General features: G+C 68.6%; 20 protein-coding genes and 1 tRNA gene. 8 read left to right on the top strand and 13 right to left on the bottom strand.

Annotated elements, in window-relative coordinates:
• The first annotated feature begins 39 nt into the window (after positions 1-39).
• Both DFR39_RS17805 and DFR39_RS17800 read left to right on the top strand, forming a co-directional pair.
• Positions 40-1,476 (top strand): NADP-dependent isocitrate dehydrogenase, encoded by a 1,437-nt coding sequence (locus tag DFR39_RS17805; protein ID WP_133605187.1) that lies wholly within the window; start codon positions 40-42, stop codon positions 1,474-1,476.
• The gene (locus tag DFR39_RS17800; protein WP_133605186.1) at positions 1,473-2,291 is read left to right on the top strand and encodes a DUF6671 family protein; all 819 of its coding nucleotides are present in this window, start codon (positions 1,473-1,475) and stop codon (positions 2,289-2,291) included. Before DFR39_RS17805 ends, DFR39_RS17800 begins: the two co-directional genes overlap by 4 nt.
• 15 nt (positions 2,292-2,306) lie before the next feature.
• On the opposite strand, the gene DFR39_RS17795 is transcribed toward DFR39_RS17800, so the two are convergent.
• The 3 genes from DFR39_RS17795 to DFR39_RS17785 are packed head-to-tail and all read right to left on the bottom strand — an operon-like array spanning position 2,307 to position 4,707.
• On the bottom strand, positions 2,307-3,206 hold the full coding sequence (locus tag DFR39_RS17795; protein ID WP_133605185.1) for an SDR family oxidoreductase: 900 nt from the start codon (positions 3,204-3,206) through the stop codon (positions 2,307-2,309).
• The gene (locus tag DFR39_RS17790; RefSeq protein ID WP_133605184.1) at positions 3,203-3,688 is read right to left on the bottom strand and encodes a GNAT family N-acetyltransferase; all 486 of its coding nucleotides are present in this window, start codon (positions 3,686-3,688) and stop codon (positions 3,203-3,205) included. The genes DFR39_RS17795 and DFR39_RS17790 overlap by 4 nt, the downstream gene beginning before the upstream one ends.
• Entirely contained in the window at positions 3,688-4,707 is a 1,020-nt protein-coding gene (locus DFR39_RS17785; RefSeq protein ID WP_133605183.1) for an NADP-dependent oxidoreductase, read from the bottom strand. The genes DFR39_RS17790 and DFR39_RS17785 overlap by 1 nt, the downstream gene beginning before the upstream one ends.
• A 251-nt stretch (positions 4,708-4,958) precedes the next feature.
• Between DFR39_RS17785 and DFR39_RS20430 the strand changes: the two genes are divergently transcribed.
• Positions 4,959-6,506 (top strand): methyl-accepting chemotaxis protein, encoded by a 1,548-nt coding sequence (locus DFR39_RS20430; RefSeq protein ID WP_133605182.1) that lies wholly within the window; start codon positions 4,959-4,961, stop codon positions 6,504-6,506.
• 15 nt (positions 6,507-6,521) lie between these two features.
• On the opposite strand, the gene DFR39_RS17775 is transcribed toward DFR39_RS20430, so the two are convergent.
• The 9 genes from DFR39_RS17775 to DFR39_RS17735 all read right to left on the bottom strand — a co-directional run bounded on the left by DFR39_RS17775 (position 6,522) and on the right by DFR39_RS17735 (position 17,178).
• Positions 6,522-6,980, bottom strand: a complete 459-nt coding sequence (locus DFR39_RS17775; protein ID WP_133605181.1) for a PaaI family thioesterase — start codon at positions 6,978-6,980, stop codon at positions 6,522-6,524.
• Between the two features lie 12 nt (positions 6,981-6,992).
• Positions 6,993-7,790, bottom strand: coding sequence for an SDR family oxidoreductase (locus tag DFR39_RS17770; protein WP_133605180.1), 798 nt, complete (start codon positions 7,788-7,790; stop codon positions 6,993-6,995).
• Positions 7,791-7,847: 57 nt separating this feature from the next.
• Positions 7,848-9,665: an acyl-CoA dehydrogenase gene (locus tag DFR39_RS17765; protein ID WP_133605179.1), complete on the bottom strand. Its 1,818-nt coding sequence runs from the start codon at positions 9,663-9,665 to the stop codon at positions 7,848-7,850.
• A 28-nt stretch (positions 9,666-9,693) separates the two neighbouring features.
• Entirely contained in the window at positions 9,694-10,869 is a 1,176-nt protein-coding gene (locus DFR39_RS17760) for an acetyl-CoA C-acyltransferase (protein ID WP_133605178.1), read from the bottom strand.
• Positions 10,870-10,894: 25 nt separating this feature from the next.
• A complete protein-coding gene (locus DFR39_RS17755; RefSeq protein ID WP_133605177.1) occupies positions 10,895-12,991 on the bottom strand; it encodes a 3-hydroxyacyl-CoA dehydrogenase NAD-binding domain-containing protein in 2,097 nt (698 codons plus the stop codon).
• A gap of 192 nt (positions 12,992-13,183) precedes the next feature.
• Positions 13,184-13,561, bottom strand: a complete 378-nt coding sequence (locus tag DFR39_RS17750) for a hypothetical protein (RefSeq protein ID WP_133605176.1) — start codon at positions 13,559-13,561, stop codon at positions 13,184-13,186.
• An 85-nt stretch (positions 13,562-13,646) separates the two neighbouring features.
• Positions 13,647-14,930, bottom strand: coding sequence for a lyase family protein (locus DFR39_RS17745; protein WP_162849575.1), 1,284 nt, complete (start codon positions 14,928-14,930; stop codon positions 13,647-13,649).
• A gap of 185 nt (positions 14,931-15,115) precedes the next feature.
• Positions 15,116-15,874, bottom strand: coding sequence for a SapC family protein (locus DFR39_RS17740; RefSeq protein WP_133605174.1), 759 nt, complete (start codon positions 15,872-15,874; stop codon positions 15,116-15,118).
• On the bottom strand, positions 15,871-17,178 hold the full coding sequence (locus DFR39_RS17735; protein ID WP_133605173.1) for a hemolysin family protein: 1,308 nt from the start codon (positions 17,176-17,178) through the stop codon (positions 15,871-15,873). The genes DFR39_RS17740 and DFR39_RS17735 overlap by 4 nt, the downstream gene beginning before the upstream one ends.
• 101 nt (positions 17,179-17,279) lie before the next feature.
• On the opposite strand from DFR39_RS17735, the gene DFR39_RS17730 reads away from it, so the two are divergent.
• Positions 17,280-18,104: a symmetrical bis(5'-nucleosyl)-tetraphosphatase gene (locus DFR39_RS17730; protein ID WP_133605172.1), complete on the top strand. Its 825-nt coding sequence runs from the start codon at positions 17,280-17,282 to the stop codon at positions 18,102-18,104.
• Positions 18,105-18,297: 193 nt separating this feature from the next.
• Positions 18,298-18,388, top strand: a tRNA-Ser gene (locus tag DFR39_RS17725).
• A 97-nt stretch (positions 18,389-18,485) separates the two neighbouring features.
• On the opposite strand, the gene DFR39_RS17720 is transcribed toward DFR39_RS17725, so the two are convergent.
• On the bottom strand, positions 18,486-19,166 hold the full coding sequence (locus DFR39_RS17720; protein WP_133605171.1) for a Rossmann-fold NAD(P)-binding domain-containing protein: 681 nt from the start codon (positions 19,164-19,166) through the stop codon (positions 18,486-18,488).
• Positions 19,167-19,419: 253 nt separating this feature from the next.
• Here DFR39_RS17720 and hchA point away from each other — a divergent pair, with 253 nt between their 5' ends.
• From hchA to DFR39_RS17705, 3 genes are all read left to right on the top strand, one after another.
• Positions 19,420-20,307 carry a glyoxalase III HchA gene (gene hchA, locus DFR39_RS17715; RefSeq protein WP_133605170.1) on the top strand — a complete coding sequence of 296 codons (888 nt, stop codon included), beginning with the start codon at positions 19,420-19,422 and terminating at the stop codon, positions 20,305-20,307.
• Positions 20,308-20,312: 5 nt separating this feature from the next.
• Entirely contained in the window at positions 20,313-21,041 is a 729-nt protein-coding gene (locus DFR39_RS17710; protein WP_246030883.1) for a PA1136 family autoinducer-binding transcriptional regulator, read from the top strand.
• Positions 21,042-21,199: 158 nt separating this feature from the next.
• Positions 21,200-24,952 carry an MBG domain-containing protein gene (locus DFR39_RS17705; protein WP_133605169.1) on the top strand — a complete coding sequence of 1,251 codons (3,753 nt, stop codon included), beginning with the start codon at positions 21,200-21,202 and terminating at the stop codon, positions 24,950-24,952.
• Positions 24,953-25,018 lie beyond the last annotated feature (66 nt).

Raw genomic sequence — 25,018 nt, 5'->3', positions numbered from 1 at the left:
ATCGCCGCACCACGGCCTCTCAGACGAAAGGTTCACACCATGAGCAAGACCCCCATCACCGTCGCCTACGGCGACGGCATCGGCCCCGAGATCATGCAAGCCACCCTGCGCGTGCTGGAAGCCGCGGGCGCCCACATTGCCCCCGAGGTGATCGAGATCGGCGAGAAGGTCTATCTGGCGGGCAATAGCAGCGGCATCGGTTCCAGCGCCTGGGAGTCCCTGCGCCGCACCCGCGTCTTCCTGAAGGCGCCCATCACCACGCCCCAGGGCAGCGGCTACAAGAGCCTGAACGTCAGCACCCGCAAGGCCCTGGGCCTGTACGCCAATTTGCGCCCCTGCATGGCCTACGCCCCCTTCGTGCCCACGCGCCACCCCGCCATGGATGTGGTGATCGTGCGTGAGAACGAGGAGGACCTGTACGCCGGCATCGAGCACCGCCAGACCGATGAGGTCTACCAGTGCCTCAAGCTCATCACCCGCCCGGGCTGCGAGCGCATCGTGCGCTATGCCTTCGAGTACGCGCGCCGCCAGGGCCGCAAGCGCGTGACCTGCTTCGTGAAGGACAACATCATGAAGCTCACCGACGGCCTCTTCCATCGCGTGTTCGAGGAGATCGGCGCGGAGTACCCGGACATCGCCCGCGACAGCATGATCGTGGACATCGGCGCGGCCCGCCTGGCGGACACGCCCGAGCGCTTCGACGTGATCGTCATGCCCAATCTCTACGGCGACATCCTCTCCGATGTGGCCGCCCAGATCGCCGGTTCGGTGGGCATGGCCGGCTCGGCCAATATCGGCGACCAGTGCGCCATGTTCGAGGCCATCCACGGCTCGGCCCCCGATATCGCGGGCCAGGATCTGGCCAATCCCTCGGGTCTGCTGAACGGCGCCATCCAGATGCTGCTGCACATCGGCCAGGCCGAGGTGGCCGAGCGCGTGCACAACGCCTGGCTGCGCACCCTGGAAGAAGGCCTGCACACCGCCGACATCTACCGCGAGGGCCAGAGCCACCAGCGCCTGGGCACCCAGGCCTTTGCCGACGCGCTCATTGCACGCCTGGGCAAAAAGCCCGAGGTCCTGAAGGCGGTGCGCTATGCCGAGCAGGCGCCCCTGCAGCTGCCGCGGCCCGAGCGCCGGGCGCCGCTGAACAAGCAGCTGGTGGGGGTGGACGTCTTCCTGCAGTGGCGCGAGGGCAGCCCCGAGCAGCTGGGCCCGCAGCTGCAGGCCCTGGCCGCGCCCGCCCTGCCCCTGCAGCTGATCACCAATCGCGGTGTCAAGGTCTGGCCCCAGGGCTTCCCGGAAACCTTCTGCGTGGACCACTGGCGCTGCCGCTTCAGCGCCACCGCCGGCCTGCTGGACTTCAAGGAAGTGCTGGCCCTGCAAGAACGTCTGCACGCGCAAGGCTTCGATGTGGTGAAGACCGAGAACCTCTACACCTTCGACGGCAGCCCCGGCTACGCCGCCGTCCACGGATGAGCGCCGACGAGCAAGCCCTGGCCCTGCTCACCCGGCACGGCAAGGCCGCCGTGCTGGGCCCGGTGGCCGGGGAGCTGGGCCTCACCCTGCGGCTGGTCGACGACTTCGACACCGACAGCCTGGGCACCTTCACCCTGGAGCAGCCGCGCCAGGGCAGCCAGTTCGAGGCCGCGCTCACCAAGGCCCGGCTGGCTTGCGAGCGCTCGGGCTGCCGCTGGGGCCTGGGCAGCGAGGGCAGCTTCGGGCCCGACCCGTACATGGGACAGGCGCCCTGGGGCGTAGAACTGCTGGTGCTGCATGACGCCCGGACAAACAGCCAGGTCCATGCGGTCGCCCAGGGGCCGGCCACGGCCTACCGGCAGGCCAGCGTCGCCAACCTTGAGGCGGTGCTGGCCTTCGCCAGCGAGATGGGCTTTCCGGCCCAGGGCCTGATCGTGGGGCGCTCGCACGAGCCCTGGTTCCACAAGGAGCTGCGCGATCTGGAGGCCCTGCGTGCGCAGGTGGCGCCGGCCCTGGCCCAGGGCGAGGTCTGGCTGGAAACCGATATGCGGGCCCACCGCAACCCCGCTCGCATGGCCATGATCGCCCAGGCCGGCCAGGCCCTGGTGCAGCGGCTGCGCGAGCGTTGCCCGCGCTGCGAGGCCAGGGGTTGGGGCCCGGTGGGCCTGATCACGGGCGCACGCTGCGAGTGCTGCGGCCACGAGACCAGCGCCGCGCGGGCCCAGCGCCTGCGCTGCCCCGTGTGCAGCCATGAGGCCGAGCAGGTGCTGCGCGAGACCGTGCCCGCCGCACGCTGCGAGCTGTGCAACCCCTGAGGCCGCTGCGCTCGCTCAGGCCTGGCGCAGGGCCTGGCGCAGCTGGGCCCCGATCTCGGGCCGCTCGCTGAAGGGGTCGCTGGGATTGCGGGCCTGCATCACATCTTCCAGCCGGGTCTGCACCCCGCCCAGGGCCTGGGGGTGGCTGAAGATGTAGAAGCGTCGCTGCTCCAGGGCCTCGAAGACCAGGGCCGCCACATCGGCCGCGCTGACCTTGCCAGAGGACACGGCCTTGTCGATCTGGGCCTGGGAGATCAGCTGGCTGCGCGAGGGCCGGCCGCCGGGCAGGTCCTCCGGGCGGTTGCGGTGGCTTTGCGAGATGCCGGTGGGCACGAAGTAAGGGCAGAGCACCGAGCAGTGGACCTGCTCGCTGACCAGGGCCAGGTCTTGATACAGGGTCTCGCTGAGCGAAACCACCGCATGCTTGCTCACGTTGTACACACCCATATTGGGCGGATTGAGCAGGCCGGCCATGGAGGCGGTGTTGACGATATGGCCCTCCCACTGCGGATCGGCCTGGGCCGCGGCCAGCATCATGGGGGTGAAGAGGCGCACGCCATGCACCACGCCCATCAGATTGACGCCCAGCACCCATTCCCAGTCGGCCAGGGTGTTTTCCCAGATCAGGCCGCCCGAGCCCACGCCGGCATTGTTGAAGACGAAGTGCGGGGCGCCAAAGCGCTGCTGCACCTCGGCCGCCAGGGCTTCCATGGAGTCCGCCTTGGCCACATCCACCTGGCATGCCAGCACGGGCACGCGGCCCTCGAACTCGGCGGCGGCGCGCGCCAGCGCGTCCGCCTGCACATCACAGAGCACCAGCTGCATGCCGCGGCCCGCGGCCAGGCGCGCCACCTCCAGGCCAAAGCCCGAACCGGCACCGGTGATCACGGCCGTGCGGCCCTGGAACTGTTTCATGCACGATCTCCTTGCGTGGCGGCGCGGTGCATATCGATATGGGCGATGCCGTCCTCGTCATAGGGGGCGGAACGGGTCTCGAAGCCCAGGCTGGCGTAAAAGCGCTCCAGATGCGCCTGGGCGCCGATGTCTATGCCCTGCCCCGGCCAGCGCGCCTCGCACTCGGCAATCGCCTGGCGCATCAGGGGCCGGCCCAGGCCGGCGCCGCGGGCGGCGGGCGCCACCACCACGCGGCCTATCATGGGCAGGGCCTGCGTATCGCCCTTGAGGCCGGGCGGCACGAGGCGGGCATACGCCAGCAAGCGACCCGCCGCGTCGCGACCTTCCAGATGCCAGCAGCCGGTGTCCCAGCCATCGGCGTCCAGATAGACGCTGCGCTGCTCGACAACAAAGACCTGGGCGCGCAGGGCCAGGATCTCGTAGAGGGCCTCGGGGCTCAGCTCGGCCAGGGGCCGGCAACGCCATTGCAGGACTTCACTCATTAGATGAGCCCCACCAGCTGCTTGCCGAAGTTGCGGCCCTTGAGCAGGCCTAGAAAGGCCTCGGGCGCGTTCTCCAGGCCCTGGGCCACGCTCTCGCGGTACTTGAGCTTGCCGGTGGCCACCAGGCCGCCCAGCTCCTTGAGCGCGGCGGGCCAGAGCTCCATATGCTCGGAGACGATGAAGCCCTCGATCTTCATGCGGTTGACCAGGATGAGCTGGGGCGCGCTCATGGGGATGGGCTCGCCGTTGTAGCCGGAGATCATGCCGCACATGGCCACACGGCTGAAGGCATTGGCGCGCAGCATCACCGCGTCCAGGATCATGCCGCCCACGTTCTCGAAATAGCCGTCAATGCCATTGGGGCAGGCGCTCTTGAGCGCGGCCGAGAGGCTGCGCGCATCGCGGTGCTCCTTGTAGTCGATGCAGGCGTCAAAGCCCAGCTCCTCCACCACATAGCGGCACTTGTCGGCCCCGCCGGCAATGCCCACGGCGCGCGCGCCGCGCACCTTGGCCAGCTGGCCCACGGCCCCGCCCACGGCGCCGCTGGCGGCGCTGACCACCACGGTCTCTCCCGCCTTGGGGGCGATGATCTGGGTCAGACCGTACCAGGCGGTGACGCCGGGCATGCCCACCGCGCCCAGATAGGCCGAGAGCGGGATATGGGTGGTGTCCACCTTCTGCAGCACGCCGCGCTGGCTGGCGTCCACCAGCTGGTACTCCTGCCAGCCGCCCATGCCCACCACCTTGTCGCCCACCTGGAAGTGCTCATTGCGCGAGGCCACGACCTCGCCCACGGTGCCGCCGATCATCACCTCGTCCAGCGGCTGGGGCTGGGCATAGCTCTTGCCCTCGTTCATGCGGCCGCGCATATAGGGGTCCAGGCTCAGGTAGTGGTTGCGCACCAGCACCTGGCCCTCGGCCAGCGCCGGCACCGGCGTGCTGACCAGGCGGAAGTTCTCGGCGCTGGGCTCACCTGCGGGGCGCGAGGCGAGCTGAATCTGACGGTTGATGAGGCTCATGCGGTGCTCCTGAAATGTTCTGGGTACAACAACGCTTCATTGGATCACGCCCCCCGCCGCAGCCCCGTCCCTTGGGTGACAGGCGCCAGCCCGCCGCGGCCCCGCATTGCAGGGAAATTTCGGGGGCGACACCCCCCTAATTCGTCAGCGGAATCCGAAAAACTGCTGCAAGATCACGTCAGCCCCATCAGAGGGTCGCTTTGACAAGAGCAGTCGCAAATCAGGGAGCGAGTTTCTTGTGGAGCTTTTCGATGCAGTTGTCCGACTTCAAGACCGCCACCAAGCTGGTGACGGCCTTTGTGCTGGTGGCCCTGATCGGTGCCGTGATTGGTGCTTTTGCGCTCTACAACATGAAGCGCATCGACGATGCCGACACCCGGCTCTATGAGCAGGAGCTGATCGGCCTGTCGCTGATGAAGGAGGCCAATGTGGAACGCCTGCGCGGCGTGGTCGCCCTGCGGGACGCCATGATCGCCACCACCGGCCAGGAGCGCGAAGAGGCCTTGCAGCGCCAGCAGCAGGCCCGCCAGCAGGTCGCAGCCCTGCTGGACAAGGCGGCCCCCCTGTTTGTGAGCGAGGCCAGCCGGCAAGGCCTGGAGCAGCTGCGCAAGGAGTGGGCCAATGACGAAAAGGTCACCGCGGCCATGAACCAGCTGGTGGGCCGTGCCGACCTGGCCACCTCCACGGAATCGCTCAAGTACCTCAAGGCCGAGTTGGTACCGCAAAGCCTGCGCATGGGCAACGCCATGCAGGATCTCTCCAAGCTCAAGGAGGAGGACGCGCACGCGGTATCCGAAGCCAACACCGCCTTGTATGAACGCAGCCGCAACGTCACCATCGTGCTGATCCTGCTGGGCGTGGCCGCGGGCGTTGCGCTGGGCCTGGGCATCAGCCGCCATGTGACCCGGCCCCTGGGTCAGGCCCTCATTGCCGCCCAGCGCATGAGCGAAGGTGATATGGGTCAGCGCCTTGAGGCGCAGGGCCGCGACGAGACCGCCCAGCTTTTGCAGGCCCTGGAGCGCATGCGCGCCGAGTTGCAGGGCATCGTCAGGACCGTGCGCGACAACGCCGAGAGCGTGGCCACGGCCAGCGCCGAGATTGCCCAGGGCAATGCCGACCTGAGCCAGCGCACCGAGGAGCAGGCCGCGGCGCTGGAAGAAACGGCCGCCACCATGGACGAGCTGGGCTCCACCGTGCGCAACAACGCCGACAACGCCCAGCAGGCCAATCAGCTGGCCCAGGGCGCTTCCGAGGTGGCCAGCCGCGGCGGTCAGGTGGTGGCGGATGTGGTGGCCACCATGCAGGGCATCAATGAGAGCTCACGCAAGATCGCCGACATCATCGGCACCATCGACGGCATCGCCTTCCAGACCAATATCCTGGCCCTGAATGCCGCGGTGGAGGCCGCCCGGGCCGGCGAACAGGGCCGCGGCTTCGCGGTGGTGGCCGGCGAGGTGCGCAATCTGGCCCAGCGCAGTGCCGAGGCGGCCAAGGAGATCAAGAGCCTGATCGGCGCCAGCTCCGAGCGTGTGGAACAGGGCACGGCCCTGGTCGACAAGGCGGGCCAGACCATGGACGAGGTGGTGACGGCCATACGCCGCGTGACCGACATCGTGGGCGAGATCAGCAGCGCCAGCGCCGAGCAGAGCAATGGGGTGAGCCAGATCGGTGAGGCCATCACCCAGATGGACAAGGTCACCCAGCAGAACGCCGCCTTGGTGGAGCAGAGCGCGGCCGCCGCCGAAAGCCTCAAGGTCCAGGCCCAGCAGCTGGTGCAGGCCGTGGCCTTCTTCCGCTGAAGGCGGGGCGCCGTCTCAGTCCTGCGCGCTGCGCAGGGTCTTGAGCTGGCGGCCCCGGCCGGGCAGGGCTTTCAGATACTTGAAGGTGCCCGTGGCGTGGGCGCAGAGCTTGCCGTCCTCGCCCAGCACCGAACCCTCGCAAAAGGCCATGGTGGTGGAGCGGTGCAGCAGCCGGCCCACGGCGCGCAGGCGGCCCTCGCCGGGGCGCATGAAGCTGGTCTTCATCTCCACCGTGACCACGCCAGGGCCGAAGCCCGGCTGATCGGCGTGGATGCTGCGGGCCGCATGCGCCATGGCCACGTCCAGCAGGGTCATGAGCACACCACCATGGGCCACCTCCCAGGAGTTGAGATGCGCCTGCCTGAGGTCCACCTGCAGCTCGGCCTGGCCCTCGGCCATGGCGTGCAGCTCCAGGCCTAGCTCTTCAACAAAGGGAATGTGGACGGGAAATTTCAGCGGTGGGGCGAGACTCATCGGCCTTGATCTTCAGCTTCCATGGATGGCACTGACGCCACCATCCACCGCCAGCACTTGGCCGGTGATGTGCTTGCCCGCCGCGGAGGCGAACAGCAGGGCGGCGCCCTTGAGGTCCTCATCATCGCCGATCCGGCCCAGGGGTGCGCCCGCGGCAATCTGCTGCTCGCCCACCGCGGCCAGCAGGCCGCGCGTCATCTTGCTGGGAAAGAAACCCGGTGCCAGGGCATTGACCGTGATGCCGTAGGCCCCCCACTCCCCCGCCAGCGCGCGGGTGAAGTTGACCACCGCCCCCTTGCTGGTGTTGTAGGCAATGGTCTTCATCATGGCCGGATTGCCGGCCAGGCCGGCGATGGAGGCCACATTGATGATGCGCCCCTGCCGCCGCGGGATCATGCTCAGCCGCGCGGCCTCCTGACTGATCACGAAGAGGCTGCGCACATTCAGGTCCATCACCTTGTCCCAGGCCTCCAGGGGATGGTCCTCGGCCGGCGCGCCCCAGGTGGCGCCCGCGTTGTTGACCAGGATGTCGATCTGCCCCAGGCGCTCCAGGGTCTGGGTGACGATGCCGCGGGCCTGATCCGCATCGGCCGCATCGGCCGCGATCCAGCGCGCATCGATGCCCCGGTCTTGCAGGCTGGCCATGGCCTGTTCCAGCTCCGGCGCCTTGCGTGCGCTGAGCATGATCTTGGCGCCGGCCTCGCCCAGGGCCTCGGCGATCTGCAGACCCAGGCCGCGCGAGCCCCCGGTCACCAGGGCCACCTGGCCGCTGAGGTCAAACAAGTCCTGCACGCGCTTGCTGCTGGTCATCGATCGGTCTCCTTGTGTGTATGAGGTCCAAGGCCGCAAGCGGCGGACGGTGGGGCTTCAGTACCAGGCATCCTGCATCTCGCGGCACAGCGCTTCGCGGCGCGAGACCACGGCTAGCCAGGCCTCGATCTTGGGCAGTTCGTAGGCATGGAAGTAGCGCGCGGCCGCCCGCTTGCCCTGGGCGAAGTCGCTGTCCACGCCCTCCACGGCCAGGGCCAGCTCCAGCCAGATCCAGGCCAGCACCACATGGCCGAAGGCCTGCAGATAGGGCGTGGCATTGGCCAGGGCCTCCTCGGGCTGGCCGCTGGCCCAGGCGTCCTTGGTGGCGCGGCCCAGGCGGGCCAGGGCTGCGGCCAGGCCATGGGCCAGCTCGCTCAGGCCCGGACGCTGCAGCGCGGCCTCGATGCTCTTGTTGATGCGGCCGGCCAGGGTCAGCAGGGCGCGGCCGCCCTCCATCACCACCTTGCGGCCCAGCAGGTCCAGGCCCTGGATGCCATGCGTGCCCTCGTGGATCATGTTCAGGCGGTTATCGCGCCAGTACTGCTCCACCGGGAAGTCGCGCGTGTAGCCATAGCCGCCCAGCACCTGGATGGCCAGGGAGTTGGCCTCCAGGCACCACTCGCTGGGCCAGCTCTTGGCAATGGGGGTCAGCACTTCCAGCAGCCGGCCCGCCTCGGCCGCGGCCTCGGGCTCGGCGGTGTGCAGCTCATCCACCAGGCGCGCGCAGAAGAGCGCCAGCGCCAGCCCGCCTTCCACATAGCTCTTCTGGGCCAGCAGCATGCGCTTGACGTCCGCATGCTCGATGATGGGGCGCTGCGGCGATGCGGCATCCTTGCCGGCCGCGGTCATGGCCCGGCCCTGCGGCCGCTGCCGCGCGTACTCCAGGCTGGCCTCGTAGCCGGCATAGCCCAGCATCACCGCGCCCAGGCCCACGCCGATACGGGCCTCGTTCATCATGTGGAACATGCACTTCAGGCCCTCGCCCGGCCGGCCCACCAGATAGCCCACGGCACCGGCACGCCCGCCCGGTGTGAAGCGGCCTTCGCCGAAGTTCAGCAGGCAGTTGCTCGTGCCGCGGTAGCCCAGCTTGTGGTTCAGGCCGGCCAGCACCACATCGTTGCGCTCGCCGCTGAGCTCACCCGAGGCATCCACTATTTGCTTGGGCACGATGAAGAGCGAGATGCCGCGCGTGCCGGGCACGAGCTGACCATCCGGCCCCGGAATCTTGGCCAGCACCAGATGCACGATGTTCTCGGACATCTCATGCTCGCCGCCAGAGATCCACATCTTGTGGCCGCGCAGGCGGTAGCGCGGGCCCAGCGGGTCCTGCTCGAAGTCGGCCCCGTCGGGCTCGGCCCGCGTGGCGATGTCGGAGAGCGAGGAGCCGGCCTGAGGCTCGGACAGGCACATGGTGCCGAACCAGCGGCCCTCGAACTCCCGGCGCGCAAACACCTCGCGCTGGCGCGCGCTGCCATGGGCCATCAGCAGATTGGCATTGCCCTGGGTGAGCATGGCGTAGCCGCTCATGGCCACGCTGGCCTTGCTGATGAAGCTCTGCGCCGCCATCTCGATCACGCAGGGCAGCTGCATGCCGCCCCAGGCCTCGTCCTGGCTGGCGGCCAGCAGGCCCGACTCGGCATAGGCCCGCATGGCCGCGTGCGTGGGCTCGGGCAGATGCACACGCTCGCCGTCGAAATGCGGCTCCTGCTGATCGGCCAGGCGGTTGTAGGGCGCGAACTTCTCGCGCGCCAGCTTCTCGGCCAGGTCCAGCACCGCGCCATAGGTCTCGGCGCTGTGCTCGGCAAAGCGAGCACGCGTGTTGAGCTGCTCAACGCGCAGCCAGTCATTGAGCAGAAAGTCCAGGGTCTGGCGCATGCGCGCCTCCTTCAGCGGCCAGAGGCCTTCAGAGCACCTCGAAGACGCCGGCCGCACCCATGCCGCCGCCGATGCACATGGTCACGCACACGCGCTTGGCGCCGCGGCGCCGGCCCTCGATCAGGGCATGGCCCGTGAGGCGCTGGCCCGAGACGCCATAGGGATGGCCCAGGGCGATGGCGCCGCCGTTCACATTCAGGCGCTCCATGGGAATGCCCAGGGTGTCGGCGCAGTAGAGCACCTGCACGGCAAAGGCCTCATTGAGTTCCCAGAGGTCGATGTCGGCCACGCTCAGGCCCAGCTTCTTCAGCACCTTGGGCACGGCAAAGACGGGGCCTATGCCCATCTCGTCGGGCTCGCAGCCGGCCACGGCAAAGCCCAGGAAGCGGCCCAGGGGCTTGAGGCCATGGGTCTCGGCGTAGTGCTCGCTCACCACCACGCAGGCCCCGGCGCCATCGCTGAACTGGCTGGCATTGCCGGCACTGACCACGCCACCCGGCAGGGCGCTGCGCAGATCCTTGATGCCTTCGTAGGTGGTGCCTTCGCGCAGACCCTCGTCTGCGCTGAGGGTGACCGACTTCGTCATCAGTCCCATGAGCTTGTCGGCCACGCCCATGGTGGTGGTCACGCTGATCATCTCCTCGGCAAACTTGCCCGCGGCCTGAGCGGCGCAGGCCTTTTGCTGGCTCGCCGCGCCGTACTGGTCCATGCGCTCGCGGCTGATGCCGTAGCGCTGGGCCACGTTCTCGGCGGTCTGCAGCATGCTCCAGTAGATCTCGGGCTTGTGCTCGCGCAGCCAGGACTCCTGCAGCATGTGCTTGTTCATCTCGTTCTGCACGCAGGAGATGCTCTCGGCACCGCCGGCCACAAAGACCTCGCCCTCGCCCGCGATGATGCGCTGGGCCGCCAGGGCCAGGGTCTGCAGCCCGCTGGAACAGAAGCGGTTGATGGTCATGCCGGACACCGTCACCGGGAGTTCGGCACGCAGGGCGATCTGACGCGCGAAATTGCTGCCGCAAGCCCCTTCGGGGAAGGCGCAGCCCATCAGCACATCCTCCACGGCGCCGGGCTCGATGCCGGCGCGCTCCACGGCGGCACGCACCGCGTGCCCGCCCAGGGTGGCGCCATGGGTCATATTGAAAGCGCCCTTCCAGCTCTTGGCCAGAGGGGTGCGTGCGGTCGAGACAATCAGGGCTTGGCTCATGATGGCGGCTCGCTTGAATTCGTTGTCAGGTAAAGGACTTGCCCTCGGCAAGCAGGCGCTTGATCAGCGGCGCCGGTTCCCAGAATGCGGCGTCGTCGGCCGGGTTGCGGGCAAAGCGCTGCATGGCCTGCACCACATTGAAAAGGCCCACGGTGTCGGCATAGCACATGGGACCACCGCGCCACAGCGGGAAGCCGTAGCCGGTCAGGTAGACCATGTCCACATCGGAGGCGCGCTGAGCAATGCCCTCCTCCAGCAGATGGGCGGCCTCGTTCACCAGGGCGAAGACCAGGCGCTGCACGATCTCCTCGTCGCTGATGGCGCGGGGCTTGGCGCCGATGGCCTCACGGTGCTTGGACAGCAGGGCCTCCACCACGGGCGAGGGAATGGCTTCGCGCTTGCCGGGCTGGTAGTCGTACCAGCCCGCGCCCGTCTTCTGGCCGAAGCGGCCCAGCTCGCACAGGCGGTCGGCGCTGGCCGAGTAGCGCAGATGGGGCTTTTCCACATAGCGGCGCTTGCGGATGGCCCAGCCGATGTCATTGCCGGCCAGATCGCCCATGCGGAAGGGGCCCATGGCAAAGCCGAACTGCTCCACCGCGCGGTCCACCTGCTGGGGCGTGCAGCCCTCATCCAGCAGGAACCCTGCCTGGCGGCTGTACTGCTCGATCATGCGGTTGCCGATGAAGCCATCGCACACGCCCGAGACCACCGCGGTCTTCTTGATCTTCTTGGCCAGGGCCATCACCGTGGCCAGCACATCCTTGGCGGTATGCTCGCCGCGCACCACCTCCAGCAGCTTCATCACATTGGCCGGGCTGAAGAAATGCAGGCCCAGCACATCCTGCGGGCGCTGGGTGAAGGCCGCGATTCTGTTGACGTCCAGGGTCGAGGTGTTGGTGGCCAGGATGGCGCCGGGCTTCATCACCGCGTCCAGCTGCTTGAACACCGCCTCCTTGACCGAGAGCTCCTCGAACACCGCCTCGATCACCAGATCGGCCTCGCGGATGTCCTCATAGCTCAGGGTGCTGGACAGCAGGGCCATGCGCTGCTGGTACTTGTCTTCCTTGAGCTTGCCCTTCTTGACCTGGGCCTCGTAGTTCTTGCGGATGGTGGCGATGCCGCGGTCCAGCGCCTCCTGCTTGGTTTCCAGCAGGGTGACGGGCAGGCCGGCGTTGAGGAAGTTCATCGCGATGCCGCCGCCCATGGTGCCGGCACCGATGACCGCCACCTTGGCGATGGGGCGCTGCGGCGTGTCTTCGGGCACATCACCGATCTTGCTGGCGGCGCGCTCGGCGAAGAAGGCGTGGCGCAGGGCCTTGGACTCGGGCGTCTGCATCAGGGCGGCAAAGCCCTCGCGCTCCACCCGGATGCCTTCCTCAAAGCTCTTGCTAAACACGGACGCCGCGACCGCCTCCAGGCAGCGCAGCGGTGCCGGGAAATTGCGGCTCTGCGCGCCCACCATATTGCGGGCGAACTGGAAGAAGGCCTGGGGCTCGGCATGGCGCGCCCTGAGCTCGCGCACCTTGGGCAGGGGGCGCTGGGCGGCCACTTCCTGGGCAAAGGCGATGGCGCCGGCCAGCAGATCACCCTCGATGATCTTCTGGAACAGCTTTTGTCCCGGCACCTGGGCCAGCAGTTCGCTGGCCACCGGCTCGCCCGAGACGATCATGTTCAGCGCCGGCTCCACGCCCAGGGCGCGCGGCAAGCGCTGGGTGCCACCGGCGCCCGGCAGCAGGCCCAGCTTGACCTCGGGCAGCGCGATCTTGGCGCCCGGCGCGGCCACGCGGTAGTGGCAGCCCAGGGCCAGCTCGAGACCGCCGCCCATGCAGACGCTGTGGATGGCGGCCACCACCGGCTTGCTGCAGTTCTCCACCACCGCGATCAGGGAGGGCAGATTGGGCTCGGCCATGGCCTTGGGCGAGCCGAACTCCCGGATGTCCGCCCCGCCCGAGAAGGCCTTGCCGGCCCCGGTGATGAGCACGGCCTGCACCGCGGCGTCGGCCTCGGCCCGGGCAATGCCCTCGGCCGTGGCGCGCCGGGTCTCGAAGCCCAGGCCGTTGACCGGCGGGTTGTTCAGGGTGATCACGGCGATCTCGCCGCGGACCTCGTAGCTTGCAGTCATGCTGAAGACCCCTTCCTTGTGCTGTGCTGGCGCCGCGCCGGCTCGGGGCCGAGCCGGAAAGAGCGGCGCCAGGAAAAGAACGATCGTTCGATTCTAGGCAGGCTTCAGCGCCATGCACTGTCCCTGTCGTGACAGGGCGGGCCGGAAGGCCCGGCAAGGCGGGTGGGGCCAGGACTTGCCCGGCGCCGCGGATCAGCGCCGCGGATTCAGGATCTGGGTCGGCGCGAAGGGATCACGCGCTTCCTTGCCGCTCTTGGCCTCGCCGGGCGGCAGGGGCAGGAACACCTCAGCCGCCGTGCGACCGGCCTCAGGCGTGGCGCCGCCATGGGGGCGGGCACCGTGGGCGGCTCCATGCAGGCGCAGATCGGCCAGCTCACGCTGGAGCTGCTCCACCTGACGCCGCGCCTGGCTCACCTGTTGCCCGACTTGCTGGCGCGCCTGATCCAGGTGCTGGATCCGGTGGGTGGCCTCACGCAGGCGCCGGCCCAGCCACACAAACACCAGCCCAGCGCCCAGGGCAGCGCCTCCCAGACCAGCGCCCAGCAGCGTCAAACCCTGCATGCCTTCCATCGTGTCTCCCTCTGACGCGGAGCGCGCAAAAACTGCGGTCCGCACTGCAATGTAGCCGCCCGGCGCCGCCTGCACACCGCTAGTTCTAGGGCCGGCCGTTCAGCGCGGACGACGATGTGTCGTAGTGCGCACAGGGCTGATCCATAAAGGCGGTCCAGGCCGCGCGCAGGCGCAGCAGCTCGGCCGCCACGCTGTCGTCGGCCCGCTGGGCGACGCGCTCGGGATCGAAGACCTCCGGCAAGGCCGCGGCGTCAGTCACCCCAGCCGGGCACTGGGCCTCGACAAAGGCCAGGGCATGCTGCTGCACCAGGTTCTCGCGCATGCGCTGGGACTGCAGGCGCAGGGCCGCGGCCGCCCGATTCAGGGCGCACAGGCCGGCGTGGCTGCCCTGCAGCAAGCCGCCCCACTCGGCCAGCTCGCTCTGCCAGGCGCCCGGTCCGCCCTCCAAGGCCTGCTCCAGGCTGCTGGCCAGCAAACTGGCCAGGCGCGGCGGGGCACGCCGGGCCGCGGTGAGCGCCTGCAGACAGGCCGACAGCCCGGGAGCCCCTCCCGGCCCTGCGCCACTGCCGGCCTCGAAACTCAGCTCGGCCAGCTCGGGCTGGGCCAACAGCAGCCATGTGCGCGCCAGCTTGGCCAGCTCGGTGTTCAGCACCGCCAGCTCGGCCGCCAGGCGCAAGCCGCGATCGCGCTGGGTGTGCCAGGCGCCCTCGGGCCGCCCCAGGCGCAGCTCGGCCGCCATGCCCGCCGCCACGGCCGGCCCCTGCGTGCCCATGGCGGCCATGCCGCCCCCCTGCCCCCCCAGCTGCAAGAGCAGGGCCTGACCCGCCTGCTGGCGCAGCGCCTGGGCGCAGCGCAGCAAGGGCGCGCAGCTTTGATGCAGCCGCTGCCTCAGGCTGCTTGGCCCGGCGGGCTGGAGCTCGCTGCGGGCCAGCAAGGGACAGACGGGGTGTTGCTCGGCCAGATCCAGCAGACGCCCCAGCAGGCCGAGCAGCTCCTCCTCGATCAGGCCCAGGGCGCGACGGATCTGCAGCTGCAACACGGTGTCCAGCACATCCTGGTCGCTGCAGCCCCCATGCACATGGGCGGCGGCCCGGGGGTCGAACAGGGCCACGTTCTCGCGCAGGCGCCGCACCAGGGGTGAGACCAGACTGCCCTCACGGCCGCTGGCCGCGACCAGGGCGGCCACGTCATAGAGCTCGGCCCGGCACAGGCTGGCAATGGCCTGGGCCGCCGACGGCGGGATCAGGCCCTGCCGTGACTGGGCGCGGACCAGGGCCGCCTCGTAATCCATCACGGCCTGAACCAGGCCTTGCTCGCCCAGCAGGGCCTGCATCTCGGGCGTGGACAGAAAAGCCTCGCTTGCCAACACGGGTCGCCCTCTCATGGCTGCCTGTCAACCATGCTAGCGAGGCGCTGCGCCCCCGGGGCATGGACAAACCCGCACAGGGATAGCGAGCAGGCCCGCCGCCAAGCGCCGCACAAAGAAAAACCGCGGCCGGCCCTGAGGGCTGGCGGCGGCTTGGACGGCGAGGCGGGTCCGCCTCAGCGCGACGCTCAGGCGGCGGCGGTGGCGGCCGCGTCGGCGTGCTGCTGAGCCAGGCGGCTCATATTGCCCAGCGAGACGCGGTGCATCTCGATCAGGGCGCCGATGCCGTTGCGGAAGATCTCCACCACCTTGGCGTCTTCCAGCTTGGCCAGCTTCTCTTCGTTGACGGCCAGGAAGCCGTCCACGTCCAGCTTCTCGCCATTGGGCAGGGTGGCTTCGAAGCGCATGTCCTGCAGCAGGTCCAGCTTCAGCAGCTCTTCGCAGAACAGGCGGGTGCGCTCGGCCTCGCGCTCGAAGTTCTCAAGGAAGCTGCGGGCGTTCACGGTGAACTCGCTGGGCTGGCCATCGGCGGCGAACAGCGAGGTGCCCTCGGTCTCCGAGAAGCCCTTCCAATCGGCGTCAAAGCACACGGCCACCTGGTCGCCGCTGTCGATGCGGGCCATGGCGAAGGGGTAGCGGCGCACATAGGCCGGCAGGTAGTTGGCCTTCCAGGCGCCGTCCTTCACGAACAGATTGCTGCCCGGCTTCAGGCCGAACACCGCCAGCGGGGCGATGGCCTGGGGGGCGCCGTCCTTGCCGGCCTCGCCCACGCGCACGAACACGATGGGGTATTCCTTGCAGGCTTCATTGAATTCCACCGCGGCCAGGAACACCGAATTCAGGCTGGCAGCGCGCTCCACCGTCGGCAACTCGGCCTTCAGGCGCAGGTTCTTGTGCTGCTCACGATCCAGCGGCACCAGATTGCCGTACATCGGGGGGTTGCTCATTTCTCGTCATCTCCGTCTTCATCCGCCAGTCGCGTGACCAGCACCTTGTCCACACGTTTGCCGTCGAGATCCACGACCTCGAATCTCCACGCGCCCCACTCCACCGCATCGGTCGTGCGCGGCAAGCGCCCCAGCAGCAGCATGATCATGCCGGCCAGGGTGTTGTAGCGCCCACGATCCTCTTCGGGCAGTTCCTTGATACCCAGGCGGTCCTTCAGCTCGGGCACCGGGATCAGGCCATCCATCAGCCAGCTCCCGTCCTCGCGCCGCACCGCCCAGGCTTCACCATCGCTCGGGGCCGAGAACTCGCCCGCGATGGCTTCCAGCACATCGCGCAGCGTGATCACGCCCTGCACCTCACCGTACTCGTCCACCACGAACACCAGCTGGGCGTCCGAACCGCGGAAATGCTCCAGCAGCTCCATGCCCGAGAGCGTCTCGGGCACGAAGATCGGGGCCTCCAGGTCTTCAGCCAGCGAGAGCGGCTGGCCCGCCAGCACACGCTGCAGCAGATGCTGGGCCGAGACCACGCCCACCACATCGGTCAGACCGCCGCGGCACACCGGGTAGCGGCTGTAGCCATGGGCCTTGAGCATCTCCAGCACCGGGCCGGCGCCGTCCTCGATGTCCAGCCAGGCGATCTCGGCGCGCGGAATCATCATGGAGCCCACTTGGCGCTCGTCCAGGCGGAACACATTGCGCACCATCTGGTGCTCCTGCTCCTCGATCACGCCCGCGTCCAGGCCCTCTTCCAGGCTGGCCGCGATTTCCTCTTCCGTCACGCCGCGCTGCACCTTGCCGCGCAGGCCCAGCAGGCCCAGGGTGGCATCGGTGGAGAAGCTCAGCAGCTTGACCAGGGGGCGTGCGACCAGGGAGAGGAACTCCATGGGCGGCGCCACCAGGCGGGCCACGGTCTCGGGATAGATCTGGCCCAGGCGCTTGGGCACCAGCTCGCCAAAGATGATGGTCAGCACCGTCAGAATCACCACCACCAGGCCGGTGGCGCTGAGCTGGGCCGCGCGCTCGGGCATGCTCAGCACGCCCTGCAGCCACAAAGCCAGGGGGCCGGAGAAGGCCGCCTCACCCACGATACCGTTCAGCACCCCGATGGAGGTGATGCCGATCTGCACCGTGGACAGAAATTTGGTCGGGTTCTCGTGCAGGTCCATGGCGGCCTGCGCGCCTGATTCGCCGCCCTCAACCATCACCTGCAATCGCGCCTTGCGGCTGGCGGTGAGCGCCATCTCCGACATGGCGAAGAGGCCGTTGAGAAGAATCAGGAAGATAACAAGAGCAGTGTCCATCGAGAGCGCGCCGTCCAGGGTTTTCCCGCAGTCGCGCCGGTTTTTCAGAAGGCCGCAAGGGTAGCAGAAGCGCATGACGCTTCAGACAGCACAATCCCGCTATGCACTACCTGATCGGCGACCTACAAGGCTGCTGCGACGCTTTCGAGCGCCTGCTGGCCACCCTGGACTTCTCCCCCTCGCGCGACCGGCTCTACCTGCTGGGCGACCTGGTCAACCGCGGCCCGGCCTCCCTGGCCACCCTGCGCCGCCTGCAGGGCCTGGGCGGCGCCGCCACCTGCCTGCTGGGCAATCACGATCTGCATCTGCTGGCCATGGCCGCGGGCGTGCGCAAGCCCCACAAAGGCGACACCGCCCAGGAGATCCTGAGCGCCCCCGACCGCGAGGCCCTGCTGGACTGGCTGCGCCAGCAGCGCATGGCCTGCTTTGCCCAGGGCTGGCTGATGGTGCATGCCGGCGTGCTGCCGGCCTGGAGCACCGAGCAGACCCTGGACCTGGCCGCTGAGGTCGAGGCCCTGCTGCGCGGCCCCGAGCTGGCCGAGTTCCTGCCCCAGATGTACGGCAATGAACCCGAGCGCTGGGACGAGGGCCTGCGGGGCGTGCCGCGCCTGCGCTGCATCATCAACGCCCTGACCCGGCTGCGCTTTTGCGACGCCCAGGGTCGCATGGACTTCAAGACCAAGGACGGCGCCGACGCCGCGCCCCCGGGCTATATGCCCTGGTTCGACGTGCCCGGCCGGCGCAGCGCCGGCACGCCCATCGCCTTCGGCCACTGGTCCACCCTGGGCCAGCTGCTGCGCCCCGACCTCGCCGCGCTGGACACCGGCTGCGTCTGGGGCGGCCAGCTCAGCGCCCTGCGCGTGGACGGCGGCCGCCGCGAACTCATCCAGGTCGAATGCGCCCAGGCCCAGGTGCCGGGAGGCTAGAATGCGGGCCGCGCGTCTGCAAGGGATGCGCGTCAAGTCAAGCAAGCGTGGCCGAGTGGTTTAAGGCAACGGTCTTGTTCAATGACCGCCAACGGCGGGCATTGCGCCGAAGTTCATGTCGCGCTAGCGACGTGAACGCAGGCAAAACCAGCGGCTCGCCACCAGCTTGCCTCTAAAATTTGCGACTGAATCCGGAGACGTGGCCGAGTGGTTTAAGGCAACGGTCTTGAAAACCGTCGAGGGCTTATACCCCTCCGTGAGTTCGAATCTCACCGTCTCCGCCAAGATCCGCGCTCGCACATGCCGTTTACTAGGCGGCACCCGCATGCCGCAGCGCATGCGGCCAGTCCCTCGGGCGCCCGAATCCAGCCCGCCCCGCCCTCAATCCCCCACCGTCTGCAACGCCGCAGAGTCCAGCACCTGCACCGCCGCCCCCTCTTGCGCCAGCGCCAGCCGCAGGCCTCTGGCGACGCGCTCGGGCGTGATGGGGCGCCAGGCCGCCGGGATCAGGCCGGCGACGGGGCGCATGAGGCGCAGTGCCCATTGCTCGCCGCGGCGCGCCGGCTGGCCCAGGCTGGCGCGTTCGCCGTCCAGCAGGGAGGGCCGCGCGATCACCAGGCGCTCGAAACCCAGCGCGACCAGGGCAGCCTCGGCCTCGCCCTTGACCCGGTTGTAGAACACCGATGAGCGCGGGTCGGCGCCGAGCGCGGAGACCAGCGCGCAACGCCTGGCACCGGCCTGCCGGGCGGCACGGGCCACCGTGAGCACGGCGTCGAAGTCCACCGCCCGAAACGCAGCCTGGGAGCCGGCCTGGGCGATGGTGGTGCCCAGCGCGATGAACACCTGGCCGGGCGCGGGCAAGGCGGCAAAGCTGGCGGGCTGGGCATAGTCGACCAGGGCGGTCTGCACCGGCAGGCTCGGGGCGGGCCGGCGCAGCAGGGCCAGCACGGGCGGCACGGGCCTCTCCTGGCCACGCTGTTGGCCAAGCTCCCACAGCAGCGCGCGACCGACCAGGCCGCTGGCGCCGGCCAGCCAAATCAAGGGGGTGGGCGTATCAGGCATGGGCACGATTGTGCGAGAACCGGGCCCGGCCTGGGCGGGAGTGCGCCGGCTCCTGCGGCTCCCGCGGCGAGGGCCCGCGCGATGGCAGGGCGGCGGGATGAGGCGCAAGGAAGGGATCGCGGCTGCCCGCCGCCCATGCGGCAGCCCGCGCTAGCATGCCGATGCAGATTGAGGGATTTCCCCTCAAACCCCGGAGCCCCGAGGCGGCCACCATGAGCGTCATCCCATCACGCCTCAAGCAGGAGTTCGACTCATGAGCAGCAACACAGACCAGGATCCCAGCAAGCAACCCCGGCCCGACGCGGCGGAGTTCAACGCCTTCTTTCCCTCGGCGTACACGCTGCAGCAGTTCACCAGCCCGCGCACGCCGCTGGAGGGCGACAGCTATCCCGAGCCCTATCGCGGCCCGCTCAAGGTGCTGGTGATTGCCGCCGACGAGCGCTATCTGCCCACCGACACGGGCAAGCTCTTCTCCACCGGCAACCATCCGGTGGAGACCCTGGTGCCCATGCACCACCTGGACCGCGCCGGCTTTGAGTTCGAGATCGCCACGCTCTCGGGCAACTCGGTCAAGTTCGAGATGTGGGCCATGCCGCATGAAGAGGCGGCCATCGTGGATCTGCACCGCCGCTACCTGCCGCAGTTCCAGGCCCCGCGCCGGCTCGCTGAGATTGCCGATGCGCTGGAGCGGGGGCAGTCGGATTACGCGGCGGTCTTCATCCCCGGCGGCCATGGCGCCCTGATCGGCCTGCCATGCAGCGAGGCCGTGGCGCGGGTGTTGCGCTGGGCCATGGCACGCGAGCGGCACGTGGTCTCGCTGTGCCACGGTCCGGCGGCCCTGCTGGCGGCCGGCGCCTTTGGCGAGCAGCCCTCCCCCTTTGCTGGTTACGCGATCTGCGCCTTCCCCGACGCGCTGGACCGCCAGACCCCGGCCCTGGGCTATATGCCCGGCGGCCTGACCTGGTTCTTCGGCGAGCAGTTGCAGGCCCAGGGCCTGCGCCTGCTGAACAGCGATGTGACGGGTGCGGTGCATCAGGACCGCAAGCTGATCACCGGCGACAGTCCCTTTGCCTCCAACGCCCTGGGCCAGCTGGCGGCGCGCGCCCTGCTGGACGAGATGGCGCGCCAGACGCTGGGCTGAGCGGCGTGAGCAGCGCGGAGCACGGCATGCAGGCCCTGGTGCGCTGCGTTGCAGCCATCGAGCGCAGCGACACCATCGCGGGCCTGGCCCGGGCGGTGCGGGCCTTCGCCCAGCCCCTGGGCTATGACCGCTTTGTGCTGTACTCCGCCACGCCCACGCGCGCCGAGCTGATCGAGGAGCTCTACTGGGTGGAGGGCGACTGGCTGGGCGATGGCACGGTGGTGGATGTGAAGACCTATCTGCGCCACTGCCCGGTCAACCACCACATCCTGGAAACCGAGCAGCCCTTCTTCTGGACCAAGCGCGGCGAACGCGGCGCCGAGACCTACCGCATCGTCCACACGCCGCGCGGCCCGGGCATACATGGTCTGCAGGTGCCGGTGTTCGGCCCGCATGGGCTGATGGGCGCCATCAGCTTTGGCGGCCGCCATATCGACGACGCCCTGGCCACCCGCCTGGCGCTCAGCCTGGTGGGTCAGGCCGCGCTGCGCCGCGCCAGCGCCCTGGCCCGGCCCCTGGTCGCCGCGACGCAGCCCGGCACGCTCACCGAGCGTGAACGTGCCGTGATGCGCTGGATGGCGGCGGGCAAGCGCCAGGCCGAGGCGGCCAGCCTGATGGGCATCTCGGAGCGCACGGTGGAGAACCATCTGCGCCGCGTGCGCCGCCGCCTGGGGGCCAGCACCACGGCCGAGGCCGTGCGCATGGCCATACGGGCGGGGGAGATTGCGGCCTGAAGCACCGGAAAACGGCTGCCGTCAAGCCTTGTGTTTGGTTCTCGCCAGATTGGCAACACGGCTATCCCGAGTCCCACAGCAGGATTTCTCGATACGGTTCAGATCGGCTATACCGGACATGCGCGCCGCAATTTTCTGGCTGCGCAGGAGCGTGCCCCATGTCGAGCCATCGCCAGACCCGCAGCCTCCACCCCGGCTCCGTGCGGCGCCGTCTGCGAGACGCCCCGCGCTTGAGCCTGCTGGCCCTGCTGTGCGCCGGCCCGGTGGGGCCGCTCCTGGCCGCGCCGGCCGCGCTACCCAGTGGTGCCCAGCTGCTCAGCGGTCAAGGCCAGGTGAGCAGCACGGCCGAGGGCCTGCGAATCACGCAACAAAGCCAGCGCCTCGCCCTGGACTGGCAGCAGTTCAGCATAGGCAGCGGGCGCAGCGTGGAGTTCGTCCAACCCGGTCGCAGCGCCGTGGCGATCAACCGGGTGCTGGGCACCGAGGTGTCCACCATCCAGGGCACGCTCAAGGCCAATGGTCAGGTCTTTCTGCTCAATCCCAACGGCATCTGGTTCACCCCCAGCGCTCAGGTGAATGTGGGCAGCTTGGTGGCGTCCACACTGAGTCTGCAGTCCGAGGACCTGACGGCGGGCCGTTACCGCTTCGAGGGGAGTAGCCGCGCCTCTATCATCCACGAGGGCAGCATTCAAGCGAGCAGCGGCGGCGCTGTTGCGTTGCTGGCGGCCCGTGTGATCAACAGCGGAACCATCCAGGCCCCGGCCGGCCAGGTGGCGCTGGGAGCGGGGAGCCGCACCACGCTGGACCTGGGCGGGCCCGTGCTGCTGCAAGTGGACAACGAGACCCTGGAAACCGAGATCAGCCAGGGTGGCGCCATCCGCGCCGATGGCGGGCGCATCTGGCTCAAGGCCCAGGCCGCAAACGCCCTGACGGCCAGCGTCATCAACCACAGCGGCATCACCGAGGCCCAGTCCCTACACAGCGGCGCCAATGGCGAGATCATCTTGTTCGCCCACGGAGGCGTGCTGAATCTGGATGGCTCGATCAAGGCGCCGGCCGGCTTCGTCGAAACCTCGGGGCAGGTGTTCCACAGCCGCCCGACAGCCCAGGTACAAGCCGCCCGCTGGCTGCTGGACCCGGTCAATCTGGACATAGACGCGAGCCTGGCCTCGACCGTGGTCAGCGCCCTGGGCAGCGGCGATGTGACGCTCACCACCACGGGCAGCTGTACGGGCGTCACCTGCACCGGCACGGGTAGCGAGGGCAATATCACCGTGAGCTCGCCCGTCGCCTGGTCCTCCAACAACACGCTCACCCTGCAGGCTGACAACAATATCAACGTCAACGCGGCGCTCACCCACACGGGCACCTCGGCAGGCGGCGTGATCTTTCTCTATGGTCAGGCCAGCGCCGAGGGCGGCAGCAGCAACTACAGCGCCAGCGCGGCCGTGAGCTCACCCTCGGTGCAATGGCGCAAGGGCAGCGATCAGGCCAGCCTGCGCTACGCCATCAAGGACGGCAACTATTTCCTCGGCAACAAGTACATGGAGCTGGGGGTGTGCGGCCCGGCCAGCAGCGCGTGCTCCAGCGGCAGCAGCGGCGGCAAGTTCGGTACCACCAACAAGCCCTCCCTGTTCTTCGGTCGATCCACCGGCGCTGGCGTGGGCATGACGGGCGACGCCGACGGCTTTGGCAGCGGCGCCGATCTGCGCATCGACTACTTTCTGCCGGGTGCACCGGTGGAGCTCTTCACGGCGGGCTATACCCAGAGCAGCACCACCGTCTCGCAGGCCAACTTCGCCAACACGGCCAACAGCGCCGTATTCGAGTTCCTGCCGGTGGGCACAGGCAATGCCATCACCCTGAAATACTCGGCCGTACTCAACAGCAAGCTCAAGACCGAACAGCAAGTCTCGCTGGCCGGCAGCAACAAGTACTTCACCCTGAATGTGGCGCTGACCAACATGGACAGCAGCGATCTGACGAATGTGCAGTACGCGCGCAGCTTCGACCCCGACAACACGCAGGACAAGGACGGCTCCGCGGGCTTCACCACCACCAACAAGATCGAACAGACCTTTGCGGCGGGTGACACGGCCAGCGTGGTCAGCGCCACCAGCGCCGGCAGCGGCAACTACTTCACGGCCGCCGGCAGCAGCGCCAAGATCGTCTATTTCTCGACCGATGCCGACTCCAAGGTGGGCTATGGGTCGGCCTTCTACTCAAACCTCAGCGGCATGACCTCGGCCGCCAACGCCTTGAGCAAGGGCAACAGCATCACCGCGGACACCGGCATCGGCATCATCTTCAGCGCGGGCACGCTCACGCCGGGGCAGAGCAAGAACTACACCCTGCGCGCCAGTCTGGACAACCGCAGCATTGCCGACATCCTCAGCGATCTCAACAGCGCAGCAGGCCCCGTCTCGCTGGCCTACACCCTGGGGCCGGCCGGTGGCAGCCGAACGTACCGGGGAACACCCTACGAGTTGGCCAGCCTCTGGTCCGCGGCCGACATCTTTGGCGCAAGCTACAGCGCCTGGGTTCCGGGCAATGACTACACCTTCGTCTTCAATGGCAGCAACGTCACGGGCTTCACCAACGCAGGCAGCTATACCGGCATAGGCGTCAACATCCTGCGCAGCGGCTTCCAGGTCGCCGCCAGCGGCAACACCCCAGGCAGCCTGAACATCAGCCCGGCACCGCTGAGCGTGACGGCCATCAATGCCAGCAAGACCTATGACGGCAGTGCCTTTGCCGGAGGCAACGGCGTCAGCTACAGCGGCTTCGTCAACGGTGAAAGTGCCGCCGTGCTGGGCGGCACGCTGGCTTTCAGCGGCGCCAGCCAGGGCGCCATTCGCGCCGGCAGCTATGCGCTCATGCCCCAGGGCCTGAGCAGCACGAACTACGACATCAGCTATGTACCAGGCAGCCTGAGCATCCTGCAACGCCCCATCACGGTGGCGGCCGACAGCAAGAGCAAAACCTATGGCGATAGCGATCCCGGCCTGACTTGGAGCGTGGTGAGCGGGACCCTGGTAAGCGGTGACGGCCTCAGCGGCAGTCTCAGCCGCGAGGCCGGCCAAGCGGCGGGCAGCTACCGCATCGATGCCTCTGCCCTCAGCAACCCCGACTACCTGATCTCGGCCCAGAGCGGCACGCTCAGCATCCAGCGTCGGCCCATCAGCATCCGAGCGGACGACAAGAACAAGATCTACGGCGATAGCGATCCAAGTCTCAGCTGGAGCGTGGTCAGCGGCGAGCTGATCAGCGGCGACACCCTCAAGGGCAGCCTGAGCCGCGATGCCGGCCAGCAAGTGGGCAGCTACCGCATCGACGTTTCTGGCTTGTCCAATCCCGACTACCTGATCAGCACGCAGAACGGCAGCCTGAACATTCAACCTCGGCCGCTCAGCATTCGGCCGGACTCGCTGAGCAAGTACTTGGGGGAAAACGATCCGCTGCTGACCTGGTCGCTACGCAGCGGCAATCTGCTGCCCGGGGACATGCTCACGGGCAGCCTGGTGAGGCAGCCGGGAGAGGCCATAGGGCGCTATGCCATCGACGCCTCCGCCTTGAGCAACAGCAACTACCTGCTCATGCGCGAGCCTGGCTATCTGGAAATCCTGCCCGACACGCGCAGCGCCTGGCAGCGGGTGCCCCCGCCGCCGGAGCCCAGCCAGGCCAAGGGCGGCGGCGTGGTTTTCCTGCCGGATGGAGGCAGGCCGGTCAGTCCGCGGCTTGTAAGCATTCAGTTGCAGACCGCCGACGGACTGCCCCCGCAAGAAGCCCTGAACCAGTTGGTACCCGAGCTCCGCGGCAGCGGGGTGCGCACACCCAGCCTGCCTGATCTGCAAACGCAGTTCCAGCAGCTGGAGGAACGTCTGCGCAAGGAGGCTACGGCGTCACCCTGATGCTTGCGCGGCCCTGCCGCGCCCACCCAGCCTCCCCCGCTCCTACCACTTCCAGCTCGCCCCACC

This window comes from Roseateles asaccharophilus (assembly GCF_004362405.1).
Lineage (GTDB): Bacteria > Pseudomonadota > Gammaproteobacteria > Burkholderiales > Burkholderiaceae_C > Kinneretia > Kinneretia asaccharophila.
This window is presented reverse-complemented; position numbering and strand designations above follow the sequence as displayed.